The sequence below is a fragment of the Tractidigestivibacter sp. genome, assembly GCF_050946515.1.
GTDB lineage: Bacteria > Actinomycetota > Coriobacteriia > Coriobacteriales > Atopobiaceae > Tractidigestivibacter.
This window is the reverse complement of record NZ_JBMNUX010000001.1, coordinates 17,707-31,409: the sequence shown is the minus strand read 5'-3', so window position 1 is coordinate 31,409 and position 13,703 is coordinate 17,707. Positions and strand designations below refer to the sequence as shown.

Genomic DNA, 13,703 nt, shown 5'->3' with positions numbered 1-13,703 from the left:
CGCGCCGCCCTAACCCACATTTTGTTTGATGGTAGCAGAAAAGACGACCATAACGGTCTCAATCGACCGTGCCCTCATAGTGCTCACGAAGTCTTTGCTCAACATTGGGCGGGACGAGGAAGCTGACGTCCCCTCCCATGCCCGCAATCTCGCGAACTATTGATGAGGAGACGTACCCGTATTCGGGGCTCGACATGACAAAGACCGACTCAATCTCTGGCGCCATGCGACTGTTGAGGCCGGCCTGCTGAAGCTCGTACTCAAAGTCGGTCATGGCGCGAAGCCCCTTTACGACGCCGTCAGCGTTGATGGAGCGGCAAAAGTCAACCAGCAGCCCCGTGAAGGGAACGACGTCGATCTTTTCAGGAAATCCGAGGTCAGAAAGGGCGTCTTCAATCATCTCGACGCGCTCGTCAAGCGAGAACGCGGTGCCGGTTCCGTTTTTGCGAGCCGACTCGGCCACCCCGACCGTCACGTGCGAGAAGAGCTTGCACGACCGGCGGATGACGTCCAAGTGGCCAAAAGTAACGGGGTCAAACGTTCCGGGAACGACCACGTGGGTCAGGCCATCAATGCTCATCGACTGTTCCTTCCATCTTCATGAGGTCAACGCTGGTGATGCCGTATCTCTTTGACTTCTTGAGGACAAGGCCGCGTGCAGAAAGGCCATTGGCGTCGGTTGATCGCTCGTAGACTACCACGGCGCCCAAGGCCAGGCTCCCAGACGACGAAAGCGACTCGACAAGCGAAGAGACAGCGCCGGCATCCATGGCATAGGGCGGATCGAGAAAGACAATGTCAAAGGGCGCGCCCTTGACCTGCCCCTTTGCGGCAGAAGCGACGACGTCGGCGGCAACGACGCAATACTCGTCGCGCGCAGCCCCCACCGACGCGCAGTTCCGACGGATGCGCGCGGCGGCCCGGCGGTCGCGGTCAAAGAAGGTGCAGCGCGCGGCGCCTCGCGAGAGGAGCTCGATTCCCATAGCGCCAGAGCCGGCAAACGCGTCGAGCACTGAGCAGCCCGCAAGGTCGAGCCCCTTCGCGGACAAGATCATGGACGCCATGGCTTCGCGGTTCCTGTCGGTGGTTGGGCGCGTGACCGCACGACCGTCGGGAGCCTCAAGCGGCTTGCCCCGCCACTTTCCGCCAACGACCCTCATGCGCGCCTCACCTCGTCAAAGTACGCCGAGAAGCGCTCCCTCGCCTCGATGGCGCACGGCCGGCCCTCTGCAGACTGCAGCTTGGGGTCCTTGTCGAAGAGCGCAAGCGCGTCTTTGTGCGCAGCCTCTACAAGATCGGCGTCTGCCGAAAGGTCGGAGATGCGCAGTGTGACGCCGCCGTGCTGGCGATATCCCAGCACCTCTCCTTCGCGTCTGAGCTTAAGGTCGAGCTCTGCTAGCTCGAAGCCGTCGCTTGTCGACTCGAGCGCGGCCAGGCGCTGGCGAGCGGGCGTGCCCTTCTTTGCCGCGCACGAGAGCCAGACCTGCCCGGCCCAGTCGCCGCGGCCAACGCGGCCGCGCAGCTGATGGAGCGTCGCCAGGCCAAAGCGATCGGCGTCGTGCACCAGCATCACCGTTGCGTTCGGCACGTCGACGCCCACCTCGACCACCGTGGTGGAAACCAGGATGTCCGACTTGCCCGCGCGAAAGCGCGCCATGACCTCGTCCTTCTCGGCCGCGCTCATGCGACCGTGGAGGAGGTCGCAGCGGAGGTCGGGAAAGACGCGCTGGGAGAGCTCCTCAAGCGTCGCGGTGGCAGAGCGCACGCGATCCGAGCGACTGCGGACAGAATCAGGCACGTCATCGAGGTCTGAGCCGTCGTCGGTATCGTCCACAAGCGGGCAGATCACGTACGCCTGGTGGCCGGCATTGACGGCCTCGCGAATCGAGGCGTAGGCAAGGTCGAGGTTCGATGGGGTGATCACCTTCGTTGTGACCCCCGCGCCCGCGCGAGGGCGGCGCTTGATGCGCGAGCAGCCCATGTCTCCGTAGATCGAGAGCGCAAGCGTGCGCGGGATGGGCGTCGCCGTCATGGCGAGAAGGTCCGCCGCCGCGCCTTTGCGCCTGAGGGCGGCGCGCTGGTCGACGCCAAAGCGATGCTGCTCGTCAATGACGACGAGCGTGAGCTCCTTGAAGGCGATGTCATCCGAGAGCATGGCCGTCGTGCCAAACGTGACCGAGGTCTCGCCAGAAGAGATCCTCTCGGTTGCCTCCGCGCGCTCGGCCGGGGGCGTGGACCCCGTGATGAGCGTCCAGGTGATTCCCGACGCATCGAGCACGGGCCCGAGCTTCTCGGCGTACTGCGAGGCCAAGACCGACGTTGGCGCCATCACCGCAGCCTGCGTGCCCGTGTCGGCGACGGCTGCCAAGGCGACCGCGGCGACGGCGGTCTTGCCAGTGCCGACGTCGCCCAGAAGAAGGCGGTTCATCACGTGTGGCGCAGCCATGTCGGCAAGGATGTCATCTGCCGCGGCCCTCTGCTCGTCTGTGAGCGAGAAGGGCATTGCGCCGAGAAGCGCGGCCATGCGGGGACCATCCGTCACGTGGCGCGTGGGCGTGACGCCAGAGAGCTCCATGCCACGGCGAGAGAGGAGCGCAACCTGAAGGCTCAGCAATTCGTCGTAGGCAAGGCGGCGGCGGGCGGCCTCGGCCGAGGCCAAGCTGGAAGGGAAGTGCACCTCTGAGATTGCGCGAGAGAGCGACATGAGGCCGTGGCTCTCGACGAATTGCGCCGGGACCCAGTCGCAGACGTCGCCGACGTCGGCGATGGCACACGAGATGATGCGTCGCATCCACGAGGTGGAGATGCCCTCCCCCACGGGATGCACGGGAAGGACGCGCCCATAGGTTGCCGCTTCGTCCGCAGACCCGAGGACCTCTATGAATGGGCTGGTCATGCGCTTGAAGCCATAGTCGAAGGTCACCTTGCCCGAGAGGGCAACCCAATCGCCGCGCTTCACCTGGTCGGCAAGCCATGGCTGGCGAAAGAAGCTCGCCTGGAGCACTCCGGTGCTGTCGACCACGTACATCTCGACAATCTGCATCCGAGGGCGAGGCCGCTTGAGGGTGATGCGGTCAACCTGCGCCACGATGGTGGCCTCGGCGCCAACATCGGCCATGCCGATGACGACCTTGTGGCTGTAGTCGAGGTAGCGGCTGGGGACATGCAGGAACAAGTCGCGCACACGGTGTATGCCCAGGCGCTCAAGCGCCTGGCGCCTTGACGACTTCTTGCCATCTGTCACATAGCGAAGGCGACCCACCCCATCGGCAAGGGAAAGGGTGCGCTCCACCTTATCAGCAGCCGGGCTTACGCTCGGCACTCCGCCCAAAGTTGATGAGGACGCGCTCAAAGCGTTACTCGATGGAGAAAACAATCGGATAGAGAGGCTGCTCGCCGCGGTGCGGGTCAACCTCAAGGTCGGGCTGGGCCTCCTCGACGGCGGAGACGATCTTCTCGAAGTCATCGTCAGTGAGGTCGGAGCCTGCCAAGATCGTCAGGGTGTCCCCCTCTTCCGCCTCCTGCATGCGGTTGACGAGCTGCACCGTCACGTCAGAGACCGAGCTGCCAACGACCTCGATAGAGCCGTCCTCGATGCCCATGACGTCGCCCGCGTGGATTGGCGTGCCGTCGGCCGCGGAGGAGTCGCGCACGGCGCGGGTTACCTCACCGCCGCGGATGTCCTGGATGGCCTCGGTCATCGCCTCGACGTTATCCTCGAGCGAGGCGTCGCGGTCGACGACGATCATTGCCGAGAAGGACTGCAGCACGGTCTTGGTAGGAACCACGGCGACCTTCGCGTCTTCGCAGGCAGAGGCCGCGGCCTCGGCGGCCATGCGGATGTTTCCGTTGTTCGGCATCACGATGACGTTCTTGGCGTTGGCCTTCTCGACGGCGGCAAGAATGTCTGCCGTGGACGGGTTCATGGTCTGCCCGCCAGACACAATGACGTCGACGCCTAGAGACTCAAGAATCGAGGCCTCGCCGGAGCCTGCGGCCACGGCCACAAATCCAAGCTGCTTCTTCGGCTGGGGAGCTGGAGCTGCGGCGGCCTTGTCTGCGGCTATCTTGGCGGTGCGCTCATGGGCCTCGAGGTCCATGTTGTGGATGAAGACCTCAAAGATCTGGCCGCGCTCGAGCATGTAGGCGAGGACCTTGTCAGGCGTGTTGGAGTGCACGTGCACCTTATAGTCGGGGTACTCGCCCACCACGAGCTCGCAGTCGCCAAGCGTAGCGAGATAGGAAAGCGCCTCGTCCTTGTTGAAGCTCTTGTCGTTGGCATGGAAGAGGAACTCGTTGCAATAGCGATATTGCGAGCCCTCCCAGTCGTCGTTGAGCTCGATGGCGACCTTGGAGGATACGGCCGCCTTCGCGTCGTCGGAGTCGACGGTAGTCTTGAAGTCAGAGACCTCGCCGCCCTTGCCCTCGACGGCGTTCACGAAGGCCTCGAAGAAGGTGGCAAAGCCAAAGGCGCCAGAGTCGACGACGCCGTTCTCCTTCAGGACCGGAAGCAGGTCAGGAGTGCGCGCGACCGACTCGTAGGCCTCGATCACGAGGGCATCGAGCATTTCGGTGGCGGAGACGCGGCTCTTCTCCAGCTGGTCGGCGCGGTTGGACATGTCACGCAGCACGGTGAGGATGGTGCCCTCGACAGGCTTGCGGACGGCCTTGAAGGCGACCTTCACCGAGCGGCGGAACGCGTGCGCGATGTCGGCGCCGGTGGGGTTCTCCTGGTCTTTGGCGTCGCAAAGGCCCTCCGCTAGGCCGCGCAGAATCTGGCTCGTGATGACGCCAGAGTTGCCGCGAGCGCCCATGAGCGAGCCATGCGTGATGGCCTTGGCGATGTCCTCGATGGTGGCGTCAGCAGGAAGCGCCTCGACTTCCTTGACGACGGTCCCCAGCGTAAGTGACATGTTTGTGCCGGTATCCCCGTCGGGGACGGGAAAGACATTGAGCTTGTTGATGTCCTCGGCCTTGTCGGCAACAACTTTTGCGGCAATGGGAAAGCACCTGCGGACGACAGTCGCGTACATCTTATTCTGACCTCGGTTCCTTGTGATTTCGTAGGGACGGCGGCTAGCGAGTAGCGCGAAGACCCTCGATGTGGACGACCACTTCGGGGTTGTCCAGCTCTGCAATCTGCTTGAGGAGGAACTTCACGGCACTTGTAAGGTTGCCGACGACCGAGGACATGTTAACGCCCTGCTCGACAATCACATGAAGGTCGACGCGCAAGCGGCCATCATCGGTTGCTGCGACATCGATGCCACGACGAAGCCTATTGGCTGGAAGCAGCTGGGCGACGCCCTTCTGCTCGTCAACGTCTGCCATGCCTACGACGCCATAGCACTCGAGCGCCGCATATCCCGCAAGGTCTGCGATGCAGTCATTCGAAACCTTAAGCGTTCCCGGAACCACACCGGACATAGGGTCTCCTCTCGCCTCTTGGAGCCGCCCGCGTTCTCCGCAGCGACCCATCAATCTCTTGGAGTATAGCGCAGGGCGGCCCATGGGGCATTCCTCGCAATTGCAAGGGAGCCGAGCAGGCCGACAAGGCGCATAATATAGCCCCAGTTGTCACAAGACCGCCACAACATATCGGGGCTTGGGGTTGCGCGAAAGACAAGGTGTGCTATATTAACAAAGCTTTTTGGAAATAGGCGCACACGCGCTGCCCAATGGAGGTCAAGGTCATGTCGAAGGTTTGTGATATCTGCGGCAAGCATGCCGTCGCCGGTCGTTCTGTTAGCCACTCTCACCGCACCGTCAATCGTACGTTCAAGCCCAACATCCAGCGCGTCACGCTGGTTGTTGATGGCAAGCGCAAGAAGATGAATGTCTGCACCAAGTGCCTGAAGAAGGGCAACCTGGTCCGCGGCTAGTTCTTCTCGCCAATCATTGCTTGTTGTGACCTCCCCTTTCGGGGAGGTTTTTTCTTATGTCTGGATGGTCTGGCTCATCGCCAGGAGCCACTACGGCGCGCAAAAAGCGAGGCCGGAACGCCTGATTCCGACCTCGCTGCAATACGCAAGCCAAATTGGGCTGTCGCGTTACACAAGCAGTCGCTTACTTGATGTCCTTCCAATTGGTGACGTGGTTCTCCCAGATGTAGCTGTAGCTCTTCGCGAGCTCGCGCGCCGTCATGGGCTTCTTGCCCGTTACGCGCTCGATGTCGTCCGACGGGACGTCCATGAGCCCCTCGGCGATGCTGTACTCGTTGGTGACCATGTCGTTTCCGCACCAAGGCACTGGGGAGCGCGAATAGTCGCCTGTAGCGGTGCGCGGGATGTGCATGGAGTCGAGGTACTCGAAGAACTCGTCCTTGTTGACCGGACAGTACTCGATCTTGATGCCCGAGAGGTCAGAGACCATGTTGCAGAGGTCGCGCTGGGCCAGCGACTCGCAGCCGCAGGCGTGATAGGTCTTGTTGTTCTCGCCCCTGCCAAGCAGGAGCGCCGTGGCGAAGCGCGCGACGTCGTCTTTGGGAACGAAGGTCGCCTTGCCCTCGCCTGCCGTCGTGTACCACTTGTTGCCGCTCATGAGCGCGAGCATCACGGAGGTGGTGAGGTAGTTCTCAAGATAGAGATTGTCCTGCATGAAGGTGTAGGTGATGCCCGTCTCGGCGGCACGCTTGCGGATGTATGCCTCGGTTGCCGTGTGATCGGGCGTCACGTAAACGTGGGCGTACTTGGGGTCGCTCGCACCCAAGAACGACGTGTAGACGATGTGCTTCACGCCCGCCGCAATAGCCGCGTCAACGACGTTTTTGTGCTGTTGGACGCGAATCTCGCCGATAGTGACTGCAGACACAACGTAGATGCGGTCGGCGCCAGCAAAGGCCTTCGTCATTTCCTCGGGGTTGTCATAGTTTGCTTGGCGCACGGCAACGCCCAGAGCTTCCCAGCGAGACTTCCTCTCTGGATCAAGACGGTCGAGGAAGGGGCAGGTGAAAATCAGGTCCTGCGGGTCGACCTCCTTAAGCATGTTCTCGCACACGCGACCGCCGAGCTTGCCATCACAACCAGTAACGACGTACTTCATCCGTGCCTCCTAGGCATAGTTTCCGCTGCAATCCGGCATGACGAGAGCGCTGCCGTCTGCAGGAGTCGATTGAGGATAACACATAGCTAGTAGTATTAGCTTTTCGTGTTAGCTATTAATGAAAGTGAACATTTTTCCTCTACAGTTTCGCCATCTAGGGAGCACGAGGCTGAGTGGCGACGGCAGCGAAAGCGCAGCTTCCCGAGGCTAATCAATAAGGAACGCCGCAATGACGCCCTCGTCACAGGCAATGGACGCGCCAGGCCTCTCAATCACGTTGGAAAGGGCGCGATCCTGAAGCGGTCGCAAGGGCAGGTGGTCAACTTCCCAGCGCATGCCGCGCTCGGTGATTGCGTTTGTCGGGGCGAGCGCGACCGCAGAAAAGGTATGTCCGACGGCCTTTGCCCCAAACTTCCACGTTGGGATACCCAATGGCGAGAGCACACGGCACTCAAGACCGTCCTCCACAAGACGGGGCGCAAGGTCGGCGTTTTTCGAGAGCACGCCGAAGACTCCGAGCGCATGGTCAGGACGCCCGCCAATTGCGCACGTTACCACGACCTCGCCCGGCGCGGCGAGGCGCTGCTCGCGAATGGCGCGAAACGCAAGAGAGAGGTCGGTGTCGTCTTTCATGGGGTCAAACGCAAGCTCGCAGACGCCATGCTCGCGCGCCCAAGCAAGTGCCGATTGAGAAACAGTGTCCTCGTCCCCTACCAACAGAGTAGGCACGGCGCCAGAGCGCTGGCACCAGATAGCGCCACGGTCGACGGCAATAACGACCTTGGCCTGTGCCGCCAGTTGGGAAACGAGCTCGATCGAGCTGGGGACAGGCGAGCCAGCAACGATGAGCGCGAACGAGCCTCTCTTTCCCATGGCTATCGACTCCAGCTCGCAAGGTCATGAGGGTCGAGGCCTTCAAACTCAAAGGTAAAGATGTCTGAGTTGTCTCGGAGCAGCTTCTCGTCGCGGTTGTCATGACCGTTGAAGACGCAGACCACAGGAAAGCCCGCGTTGTGCGCAGTGAGCACGCCAAAGGGGGCATCCTCAAAAACCCAAGTGGACTCTTTCGACGTGCCTAGCTTCTCTAGCGCCTGATAGTAAATGGTGGGCTCTTCCTTTGAGAGGCCGAGCTCCTCGGCGCTCACGATATCAATGAAATACTGCTCCAGCCCATGGGCCCGAAGCGCAATACGAACGTCAGAGGCGCCCGTCGAGGAAGCGACGATCATGGGGACGCCCATCTGATGCAGGCCCTCTAGAAATGGCTTGACTCGGGGATACGACTCAATGGTGTTTGCATAGGCAAAGCGAACCATTGCGTCAAGCTCGTCAAAAAGATCCCGCTCAGAGCCAGAAAGACCAAGGCGATCCTTAAGGAACGTAATCTCCTCGGGAATGCTTAGGGGCTCCGCCTCAACGACAGCGGAGATCACGGCAGGGTCCTTTCGCGAGTAGCCATGGTTCTCAAGAAGCTTGTAGAAAACGTCAAACCACATGGGCATCGAGTCAACGAGTGTGCCGTCACAGTCAAAGATTGCCCCAGTGATTGCCATGCATCCTCCAATGAATCTAGAAATGAGCCTGTTCATCGTGGCACAGGTAGCCGAACGCAAACAAGGGAATGATAAAGCTTTGAAAGCTCTGCCTCTTGTATAGATTAAGTAAAGCTTTGGGTAGAGTAGTCTAGGTTGTGATTGCATCACTTTGATCACAACCTGTTGACATGCATTTTCCTGGAGGTCTTTCCATTGGCTCGCTATGACTATCACTGCAGCGCTTGCGGCACGACATTCGAAGTTGAACACCCCATGTCCGCACATCCTCGCGTAACATGCCCCACCTGCGGTCACGAGGCAGAGCGCGTTTTCTCTCCGTCGGGCATCGAGTTCAAGGGGTCAGGCTTCTACAACACCGACCAGCGCGGCAGCGGTTCAAGTAGTAGCTCGAGCTCTAAGTAGGCTCACGTGCGTCCTAAAAACGGCAAACGGGGGCAAGCGCATTGCGCGCTTGCCCCCGTTTGCTATGGGCGATCCGCCCATACGTGCCCACGCCTGCAAGAATATTGCGGTTGTAGGTCTTTTTGGGGGCACCCGCAAAGTACAAAAACGCCTCGGCGTCACAGGCCCGCAGGTAGGGAAATGGCACCTGGCTTGTGATACTTGGGCATCCCGGCGAAAAAGACCTACAACCGCAGATTTCTTGCAGCGGGTGGCGCGCAACCCCAAAATGGCAATCACAGTTGATATCAGAGCAGCCTAGCGCAACGCTTAGGCCCCGCGACCAAGCAGACCGGTCACGGGGCCTGTCATTTGGCGCTCCAGCTCAGTCTAATGAGCCAGCTCGCTAACGTTATCCTTGATAGTGAGGAATGGACTCGATATCAAAGTCCTTGTTGCTCGGAAGATCTAGGTATGGATAGCGGTCTACCGTTACACGCATCTTTTTCTGCGGACCATCAGCCTCGCCCCAAATGACAGTAAGCTCGGTCCCCATCTCCGTGTACTCGGGGTCTATGATGCCAAGCGATACAAACTTGTGATAGAACTCGGTGTAGACGCGCCACATGCTCTGACCAATTACCTTGCCGCCAGGAGCCTCGACGCGATAAGCGGGACAGAGGTTGCCCATTGGGCCAGCATCACCATAGTTGAGCGGCTGCTCTATTTGCTTATAAGTGGGGCCGTCATCGAACTGTGAACGATAGACGTCGATGATGTCATCGTCGTTCCAGCTTAAGGTCACAAGCTCGCGATGATGCGAATCCCGCACCTTCTCAAGGGCCGCCTTGCCCTTGAACTCGTGATTGAAGTTGACCATCTTGCCCCAGTTGAGCTCGTATGGAGTCTTGAAAACGTCCTCGATGTTATCTGTGTAGGTGCCAGTCGGAACCTCCGCAAGCGGTGAGAACCAGATCCCAAAGTGGTCTTCCGCCCATTTGGCAAAGCCCTCGTCATCCTTCCACGCTTCGATAAAGTGAGCGGGCTGCTGCGCAATGCCGTTCTCGGTGTGATTGCTCACGTAGACAAGAGTCCCGAGCTTGTGCAGGTCATAAGGCTTGCCTGCCTCAACTAGCTCGTTGTAGACGTCATGCGACGCGTCAATGGTCCCATGGACCTCGTATCCCAGCGTTCCGCACATCCCCATTCGCAGAACCTGAACGTCGTGACCTGCGATCTTCGCGTCGCACAGCCTCATGAATCTTAAGTCGTGCAAATCCTGCTTTGCCGCATGCTCCAGCACCTCGAGCGAGCGTGGTCCACCAAGCTGGAAAATGAACATCTTGTCCGTGATGTTTTCGACGGTGACATCCATGCCGCTCGTCTCTGCCAAGTACTCGACATACGGCGCGATGTCATAGCAGCGATACTCGTTCTCGGCAAGTTTGATTGCCATTCCGTCCTGGATGATGTTGCCGTTATCCGCGCACATGATGATGTGACGAGCACGATAGGGCTTCATTGTCGTAAAGTCGCTCACCGAATATGCGCTTAAGAACTTGTCGGCATCTGGTCCTTTCACCGAAGAAGTCACGATGCCAATGGAGAGGCCAGCGTGCAGGTAGCAGTTCTCCTTCCACGACCTGCTTTCGTCGCGCCAGTTGGTAAACGTGTAGGGGTGATACTTTCCCCAATAGACAAGGCTTGGCGCCTCGTAGGCATACTCAATGGGAATTTGCGGAATCCAATCAAGCCCGGTCGGTGCAGACCCTTCAAGATCAGCCATGCTTCCTCCTTATGTCAAAGACCACAACGAACCCCATTTGGATCGTAGAAATGCCACCTAGCCACCCTCATGGTGACAACAAGCATTCTTTGACCAATGTTTTTGGCAAAACGACCATCCCGCCTGCACGCACACTGAGGGGCAATGCTCGGCTAGGCTTTGCCCGCCACTTTTTCGCCTTGGTTCCGGGTCGCCCTTCTTGCCAGAACGATGCACATGAGAAGCCCAGCGAGCGTAGCCACGAGAAGCACCGGATAGACCGGCAAAAGGGAAGTTGTGCCTAGCATCTCCTGTATCGCTGTTACGACAAACGGCGACGCGAAGGCGCCGAGCGCCATGCCTATGGTCACAAGAGAAATCGCGGAAGATGCCTTGGCGGGCGGCGCCACCTCGCCTGCATAGATCATGTAGTAGGCAAGGCCCATGGAGTAGGCAAACGACACGCACGCAATGGCAAGCCCAAGCACGAAGATGTTGCTTGGGAAGCAGTAGAGCAGAAGACCTATGGCCATGACGGCATAGAAAAGCGATGCCGTCCATCTTCCAAACTTATGATAGATGGATGGGAACGCAATGCCGCAAGGCACAGCCATCAGCGCCGCCACCATCATGAGCACTCCCGACTCCGCTTCGCCGCCCAAGCCAAGCTCGACAACGAAGAGCGAGAGCTCGCCAGACGCCATGCCAACATAGATAATGTTCACAAAAAGGTACGACAGAGCACACGCCAGAACCGACGGCAGGGTCCCGTTCCAGCCACTCTGACCGCGTGCGTCCTCGGAAGCATCGGCGGGCTCGCCTTGGCTCCCCTCTTGAGTGGCCTCCTCCCCGTCCGGCAGCGTCTTGGGAAGGAAGAGGAACTCGAGAATAAAAATGGGGACGACGATCCAGTAGAAGCGGTAGATGGCGTCCCAGCTGATGGTGGCGAGGAGGCCGCCGGCAAGCGACCCGATTGCCCCCGCAAGTCCCAAGGCCGAATTGTAGAGACCGATGTAGCGATCTCTACGAGCGGGGTCGTCTGCATAAACCTGCTGAATCAGCGCACCGGAAACGCCGAGAACGCCTCCAAAGCCCAGGCCTGAGATGGTGCGCATCACCGTCACGTACAAGACGTCATGAACGAGGGGGGCGCACAGTGCGCTCACGCCAAACAGCAAGGTCTCAAACAGCAGGATGTCTCTCTTGCTGAACTTGGTCATCGCAGGCATCACGAGAAATGAAGCGATCATCGCGGTCAGCTGGGAGCCCATCATGCAGAAGTTCATGATGGCGGTGGACGCTTCGGGAAACGCCTGGACCATGGCACCGTAGGATGGGTAGAAAACAAGGTCGGCCATGTACAGGAACGTGGTAAGGAATAGCGCTACCAAGCCTGGCGTCCCCATGGCCTTCGCCTCGCCTTTAGTCATGTTGTCAGCCTCCAAAGAGAGGGTCGCAAACAGTTGGCCTGCGACCCTCGCGCAAGAATGGACGTGCGCTATCCCGCGTAGTGAGGGATGGACTCCATGTCGAAGTCCTTGTTGCGGGCAAGGTCAAGGTAGGGGTAACGAGCAATCGTCGCGCGGATGTTGATCTGTCGATGGCCGGTATCGCCCCAGACTATCTCTACCTCGTCGCCCTCGTTGAGGTCCTGGTCCACGCACGCCATCGAAATCGTGCGACGGTAGTAAAGGGTGTACGTACGCCACATCGAGACGCCGACGACCTTGCCATTGCGCAGAACGGTGTTTTGGATGTACTTGTTCTCGCCTGCGCCCATCACGCCAAAATCCTGCGGGAAGGGCATGTCATCGTAGGGCTCCTGCCCCTTTTCGAAGTAGGAGTGCAGTGACCTCATGATGTCGTCGACGTTCCACTCCAGCGTCACGACCTTGCGAACGCCAGCCTCCTTCTTCTTGAGCAGTGCCTCCTTGCCGTAAAAGTTGCTGTCCCAATCGATCATGAAGCCCCAGCCGACTTCAAGGGGGTTGCGATAGTAGTCATGAATGTCTGTCGACCAGCTGCCCTTGGGGATTGACTCGCCGGTCCATCCCTCGTCGTACCAATCTGACGAGAGGTCCTTCATGTACTGGATGAAGCCCGGCTCCTCCGTCGTGGCCCCAGGGAAGTGCAGCGTCTGCTGGGGAAAGCCATTCTCGGTATGGTTGCACATGTACTGGTTCACGCCAAGCTTGCGCATGCCGTACTTTTTGCCGATCTCGAAAATCGCGTTGTAGACGTCGATGCCCTCTTCCCTCGGACCATGGACCTCATAGGCAAGGGTCCCGCCCATTCCCATGCGGAGCACGCGAACCCTGTGACCGGCAATCTCCGCATCGCGGAAGCGCATGAACTTTAGGTCATGGAGGTCTTCGTGGCACGCGTTCTCGATAACCTCAAGCGAGCGCGGTCCGGCAATCTGGAACACATACGGAGCAGGGTTGTAGTTTACAAACTCGATGTCATAGTCGCGCTGGCTCGCGAAGTAGCGGGGCCAGAAGTCCATGAGCCACAGCTGGTAGGTGTCCTCGGCCGTGCGCAGGACAAGGCCATGGTCCATGATGTCGCCCTCCTTGGTGAGGGTTACCAAGTGCTTGCCGCTGCCAACGGGAAACTTCTTGTACTTGTTGACCGAGAAATCAGCGCAGAAGCGGGTGGCGTCCTTCCCCTTGACGTCAACGGGAGGGAAGCACGAGAGGTTTGCTCCTAGATAGCAAGACGTCTTCCACGAAAGCGTCTCCTCGCGCCAGTTGGTGTAGACATACGGCACGAGCTCCCCCCAGTTGATGTAGCCGGTCTCCTCCGGATCGATTGGCACGCAGGAAAGATGGGGGAACTGCACAACGTCCATTCCCTCGCTCATAGCACCGCTCCTTTCTTGCCCGAGCCCCTCCCGGGCACGCAGAGAAAATAGATGCTTGCGATTGGGGCTTGCTAGCTAAACCCTTTCGCTTGCTTGC

13 protein-coding genes are annotated in these 13,703 nt (G+C 59.5%); 2 read left to right on the top strand and 11 right to left on the bottom strand.

The annotated features are described in order from the left end of the window. Positions 1–58: 58 nt before the first annotated feature. From coaD to ACOYJL_RS00110, 5 genes are read right to left on the bottom strand one after another with little or no spacing between them, the layout of a single operon-like run. Positions 59–580: a pantetheine-phosphate adenylyltransferase gene (gene coaD / locus ACOYJL_RS00130; protein WP_433568168.1), complete on the bottom strand. Its 522-nt coding sequence runs from the start codon at positions 578–580 to the stop codon at positions 59–61. After that, the gene (gene rsmD, locus ACOYJL_RS00125; RefSeq protein WP_433568167.1) at positions 570–1,160 is read right to left on the bottom strand and encodes a 16S rRNA (guanine(966)-N(2))-methyltransferase RsmD; all 591 of its coding nucleotides are present in this window, start codon (positions 1,158–1,160) and stop codon (positions 570–572) included. The genes coaD and rsmD overlap by 11 nt, the downstream gene beginning before the upstream one ends. Beyond that, positions 1,157–3,352: an ATP-dependent DNA helicase RecG gene (recG, locus tag ACOYJL_RS00120; protein ID WP_433568166.1), complete on the bottom strand. Its 2,196-nt coding sequence runs from the start codon at positions 3,350–3,352 to the stop codon at positions 1,157–1,159. The genes rsmD and recG overlap by 4 nt, the downstream gene beginning before the upstream one ends. A 4-nt stretch (positions 3,353–3,356) precedes the next feature. Further along, a complete protein-coding gene (locus ACOYJL_RS00115; protein WP_433568165.1) occupies positions 3,357–5,033 on the bottom strand; it encodes a DAK2 domain-containing protein in 1,677 nt (558 codons plus the stop codon). Positions 5,034–5,076: 43 nt separating this feature from the next. After that, complete coding sequence (locus ACOYJL_RS00110; protein WP_433568164.1) at positions 5,077–5,427, bottom strand: Asp23/Gls24 family envelope stress response protein; 351 nt, start codon at positions 5,425–5,427, stop codon at positions 5,077–5,079. A 266-nt stretch (positions 5,428–5,693) separates the two neighbouring features. On the opposite strand from ACOYJL_RS00110, the gene rpmB reads away from it, so the two are divergent. Beyond that, a complete protein-coding gene (gene rpmB / locus ACOYJL_RS00105) occupies positions 5,694–5,882 on the top strand; it encodes a 50S ribosomal protein L28 (RefSeq protein ID WP_433568163.1) in 189 nt (62 codons plus the stop codon). A gap of 184 nt (positions 5,883–6,066) precedes the next feature. Here the strand turns inward: rpmB and ACOYJL_RS00100 are convergent, their stop codons facing one another. The 3 genes from ACOYJL_RS00100 to ACOYJL_RS00090 form a co-directional block, all read right to left on the bottom strand. Next, positions 6,067–7,041 carry an NmrA family NAD(P)-binding protein gene (locus ACOYJL_RS00100; RefSeq protein ID WP_433568162.1) on the bottom strand — a complete coding sequence of 325 codons (975 nt, stop codon included), beginning with the start codon at positions 7,039–7,041 and terminating at the stop codon, positions 6,067–6,069. Positions 7,042–7,248: 207 nt separating this feature from the next. After that, entirely contained in the window at positions 7,249–7,914 is a 666-nt protein-coding gene (locus ACOYJL_RS00095; RefSeq protein WP_433568161.1) for a thiamine diphosphokinase, read from the bottom strand. 2 nt (positions 7,915–7,916) lie between these two features. Continuing rightward, positions 7,917–8,594, bottom strand: a complete 678-nt coding sequence (locus ACOYJL_RS00090) for an HAD family hydrolase (RefSeq protein WP_433568160.1) — start codon at positions 8,592–8,594, stop codon at positions 7,917–7,919. 141 nt (positions 8,595–8,735) lie between these two features. Between ACOYJL_RS00090 and ACOYJL_RS00085 the strand changes: the two genes are divergently transcribed. Then, on the top strand, positions 8,736–8,999 hold the full coding sequence (locus tag ACOYJL_RS00085; RefSeq protein WP_433568159.1) for an FmdB family zinc ribbon protein: 264 nt from the start codon (positions 8,736–8,738) through the stop codon (positions 8,997–8,999). A 391-nt stretch (positions 9,000–9,390) separates the two neighbouring features. Here the strand turns inward: ACOYJL_RS00085 and ACOYJL_RS00080 are convergent, their stop codons facing one another. The 3 genes from ACOYJL_RS00080 to ACOYJL_RS00070 form a co-directional block, all read right to left on the bottom strand. Continuing rightward, positions 9,391–10,764: a hypothetical protein gene (locus tag ACOYJL_RS00080; protein WP_433568158.1), complete on the bottom strand. Its 1,374-nt coding sequence runs from the start codon at positions 10,762–10,764 to the stop codon at positions 9,391–9,393. Between the two features lie 152 nt (positions 10,765–10,916). Next, the gene (locus ACOYJL_RS00075; RefSeq protein ID WP_433568157.1) at positions 10,917–12,173 is read right to left on the bottom strand and encodes an MFS transporter; all 1,257 of its coding nucleotides are present in this window, start codon (positions 12,171–12,173) and stop codon (positions 10,917–10,919) included. A gap of 68 nt (positions 12,174–12,241) precedes the next feature. Then, the gene (locus ACOYJL_RS00070; RefSeq protein WP_433568156.1) at positions 12,242–13,606 is read right to left on the bottom strand and encodes a hypothetical protein; all 1,365 of its coding nucleotides are present in this window, start codon (positions 13,604–13,606) and stop codon (positions 12,242–12,244) included. Between the last annotated feature and the right edge of the window lie 97 nt (positions 13,607–13,703).

Excerpts from the sequence above, each read along its gene's own strand:
- ACOYJL_RS00115 (WP_433568165.1), bottom strand. The coding sequence starts at position 5,033 with ATGTACGCGACTGTCGTCCGCAGGTGCTTTCCCATTGCCGCAAAAGTT.
- ACOYJL_RS00095 (WP_433568161.1), bottom strand. The coding sequence starts at position 7,914 with ATGGGAAAGAGAGGCTCGTTCGCGCTCATCGTTGCTGGCTCGCCTGTC.
- rpmB (WP_433568163.1), top strand. The coding sequence starts at position 5,694 with ATGTCGAAGGTTTGTGATATCTGCGGCAAGCATGCCGTCGCCGGTCGT.
- ACOYJL_RS00070 (WP_433568156.1), bottom strand. The coding sequence starts at position 13,606 with ATGAGCGAGGGAATGGACGTTGTGCAGTTCCCCCATCTTTCCTGCGTG.
- ACOYJL_RS00100 (WP_433568162.1), bottom strand. The coding sequence starts at position 7,041 with ATGAAGTACGTCGTTACTGGTTGTGATGGCAAGCTCGGCGGTCGCGTG.
- coaD (WP_433568168.1), bottom strand. The coding sequence starts at position 580 with ATGAGCATTGATGGCCTGACCCACGTGGTCGTTCCCGGAACGTTTGAC.
- rsmD (WP_433568167.1), bottom strand. The coding sequence starts at position 1,160 with ATGAGGGTCGTTGGCGGAAAGTGGCGGGGCAAGCCGCTTGAGGCTCCC.
- ACOYJL_RS00110 (WP_433568164.1), bottom strand. The coding sequence starts at position 5,427 with ATGTCCGGTGTGGTTCCGGGAACGCTTAAGGTTTCGAATGACTGCATC.
- ACOYJL_RS00080 (WP_433568158.1), bottom strand. The coding sequence starts at position 10,764 with ATGGCTGATCTTGAAGGGTCTGCACCGACCGGGCTTGATTGGATTCCG.
- ACOYJL_RS00090 (WP_433568160.1), bottom strand. The coding sequence starts at position 8,594 with ATGGCAATCACTGGGGCAATCTTTGACTGTGACGGCACACTCGTTGAC.
- ACOYJL_RS00075 (WP_433568157.1), bottom strand. The coding sequence starts at position 12,173 with ATGACTAAAGGCGAGGCGAAGGCCATGGGGACGCCAGGCTTGGTAGCG.